This window comes from Yoonia sp. (genome assembly GCF_046498525.1).
GTDB lineage: Bacteria > Pseudomonadota > Alphaproteobacteria > Rhodobacterales > Rhodobacteraceae > Yoonia.
Genome location: NZ_JAWOAN010000220.1, coordinates 1 through 2,629 on the forward strand (window position 1 = coordinate 1; position 2,629 = coordinate 2,629).

General features: G+C 59.4%; 3 protein-coding genes and 1 pseudogene. 2 read left to right on the forward strand and 2 right to left on the reverse strand.

Going from position 1 to position 2,629, the window contains the following annotated elements:
• Together R6T97_RS13465 and R6T97_RS13470 are read left to right on the forward strand one after the other, a co-directional pair.
• Window positions 1–231 (forward strand): annotated as a pseudogene (locus R6T97_RS13465) (ABC transporter substrate-binding protein); the annotation flags it as partial.
• A gap of 105 nt (window positions 232–336) precedes the next feature.
• A complete protein-coding gene (locus R6T97_RS13470; RefSeq protein WP_410349812.1) occupies window positions 337–1,518 on the forward strand; it encodes an NAD(P)/FAD-dependent oxidoreductase in 1,182 nt (393 codons plus the stop codon).
• Here R6T97_RS13470 and R6T97_RS13475 read toward each other — a convergent pair.
• Window positions 1,494–2,540, reverse strand: coding sequence for a P1 family peptidase (locus R6T97_RS13475; protein ID WP_410349813.1), 1,047 nt, complete (start codon window positions 2,538–2,540; stop codon window positions 1,494–1,496). The two genes, R6T97_RS13470 and R6T97_RS13475, sit on opposite strands and share 25 nt — an antisense overlap.
• The coding region (locus R6T97_RS13480) for an SDR family oxidoreductase (RefSeq protein ID WP_410349814.1) at window positions 2,524–2,629 on the reverse strand (106 nt) is incomplete at its 5' end. The genes R6T97_RS13480 and R6T97_RS13475, both read right to left, overlap by 17 nt.

The window sequence follows — 2,629 nt, forward strand, 5'->3', positions numbered from 1 at the left end:
GCGGCTGGAATCGTGCTCGACTACGACGAAACCGGTGCACAGGGCGAGGCGGCCCAGATCCGCATGATGGGCGAGGGTGCCAAACTGAGTGCGGGGTCCAACGGTGCGCTTGATCCTGCAGATTTCCAGCGGACGGTGGATACGCTGCTTGGGGGTGGCTCTGATCCGGTTATTTCCGCGCAGCCAGAGGGCGCTTGGACCAGCGTGATCACGGATGCAGCGCTGAACTGATCTGCATTTTTTAGAACGCAACGGGCGTCGGACCTTCCGGCGCCCGTTTTCTTTTGGCACCAGTCTTGGCATGGTTGGCAGGCTGATTTTGATCCGGGGTTCTTCATGACTGACCAAAGCTTTGACGTGATCGTTGTGGGTGCAGGCCTGATGGGTAGCGCCGCAGCGCGCCATTTGGCAGAAATGGGCGTGAAGACCGCCTTGGTTGGCCCTGATGAGCCTGATGTAAAGGCTGCCCATACCGGTGTTTTCGCGAGCCACTATGATGAAGCACGGATCACCCGCAAAATTGACACCCGCAAGAATTGGGCGCGGTTCTCGCAAGCTGCGATCAATCGCTACGCTGAAATAGAGGCGAAGGGCGGGCAGCCTTTCTTCTCTCCTGTGGGGGCGATTATTTCAGGGCCGGAGACCGGAGAAGGGAGCAACTTCATTCTTAACGCACAGCGCAACGCGATCGAAGATGCTGTGCCGCACGAAGCGTTGCGGGGCAAAGACCTCGCCGAGCGGTTTCCTGATTTCGTCTTCCCGGACAATATTCTCGCGCTCTATGAGGCATCCGATGCCGGGTGGATCAACCCACGCGCCCATGTCCGCGCACAGATCACGGCGGCGCAGTCTGCCGGTGCATTTGTGCTGCGCCGCGCGGTCATGCATATCGCCGAAAAGATGGGGGAAGCACAGGTTTTTTGTGCAGGTGGTGAAGTGCTAAGAGCCGACAAAGTCATCGTGGCCTGTGGTGCGTTTTCTAAAGCGGAGGGCCTGTTGCCAGAACCGCTCCCCATGAAAGTCTATGCGCGCACGATCGCTTTCTTTGAACTGGATACGCAAGAGGCGTTGCGCCTGCGCCAGATGCCGTCAGTCGTTTATCTGCCGCCTGATCTGTCCGCTGACCCCTATATTCTGCCTCCAGTCCGCTATCCTGATGGCAAGACCTATATCAAGATCGGGGGCGATGCCGTGGATCGTGAATTGGGGTCAACCGCCGAGATGATCGAGTGGTTCCGTAGTGGTGGTGATCCGGTGGCCGGCGCTGCGATTGCGGACATTCTGACCGGATTGATGCCAGGGCTGAAACATCGCTCGGTGTCGTTCGACAGTTGCGCCACTTCATTTTCGCCCAACGGCAATCCCTTTATCTATCCCCAGACCGACCACATCATTGCATTGACCGCCGGTAACGGCGCAGGCGCGAAATGTGCCGATGAGTTGGGGCGTTTGGGCGCTTTGGTCGCAACGGGTGGAACCATTCCGGCAGAGATTTATGAGGGATCGTTTGCGCCCTGATCCAGCCCGTTCAACTTGCGATAGGTCGGAATGATATCTCCCTGCGCTTCGGTTGCGTCATAGACCCCGCGTGCGACTGCGCGGCTGAGGCAGACAGCACCGGCTGCCGCGATCTCGCGGAATTTGGTCTGGTCGACGGGCGTGCCTTCACCGGTCGCAACCCCGAACACCAAATCCCCGTCCAGTGGTGTATGCGAGGGCACAATCGCGCGGGCCATGCCATCATGTGCGGTCACGGCGAGCCGGTGACACTGAGTTTTCGTCAATGGGGCATCCGTGGCGACGATGGCAATCGTTGTATTTGCCCCTTCTGTCGCTTGCAGCATCATCGCCTGCTCCTTGCGGCTTGATTCCGGTGTCATGTGCCCTGCGGCCGGATCGGGGCCCAAGCCTCCGAATTCTCCTTCAGTCTCGAAGGGTGCCGCCCAGAAATGCCTGTCGCCCGGCGTGGTCACACTGCCCAATGCGTTGACGACGACCAACGCCCCTACCGTCGTCCCGTCCGGCAGGACCAGTGATGCCGATCCAAGGCCGCCCTTTTGCATGGCCGCCATAGCACCTGTGCCAGCGCCAGCGCTACCGGTCGCGAAATCTGTTTCGGCATTTTCGAGCGCCTGACGACCCAATCCGCGATAGGGGTTTTCATCCCACGCCTTGTCGCCACCATTGATCATGTCAAAGACGATTGCTCCGGGTACGATGGGAATGCGAATGTCCCCGATAGCAAACCCCCGTCCCATCGCGCGCAACCCGTCCATGACACCGGAACACGCGTCCAGCCCAAAGGCGGAACCACCGGACAACACCAGCGCATCAACCTGCTCGACTGTCTTGTCGGGGGCCAACAGATCGGTTTCCTTTGTGCCCGGCGCGCCACCCATCACATGTACGCTTGCCGTGAACGGTTTATCGCCGACAAGCACCGTCGTGCCTGTCTTGATGTGATCGTCCTGCGCGTTGCCGACTTTGAGGCCCGCAACATCGGTGATCAAATTGCGTTTGCCTTTAGATACAGCGGCCACCGTCCACCTCCATTGCGATGCCTGTGATCATGCTGGCCTCATCCGAGCAGAGAAAGCAGGCGGCGTTGCCCATGTCTTCGGGCGTTGAA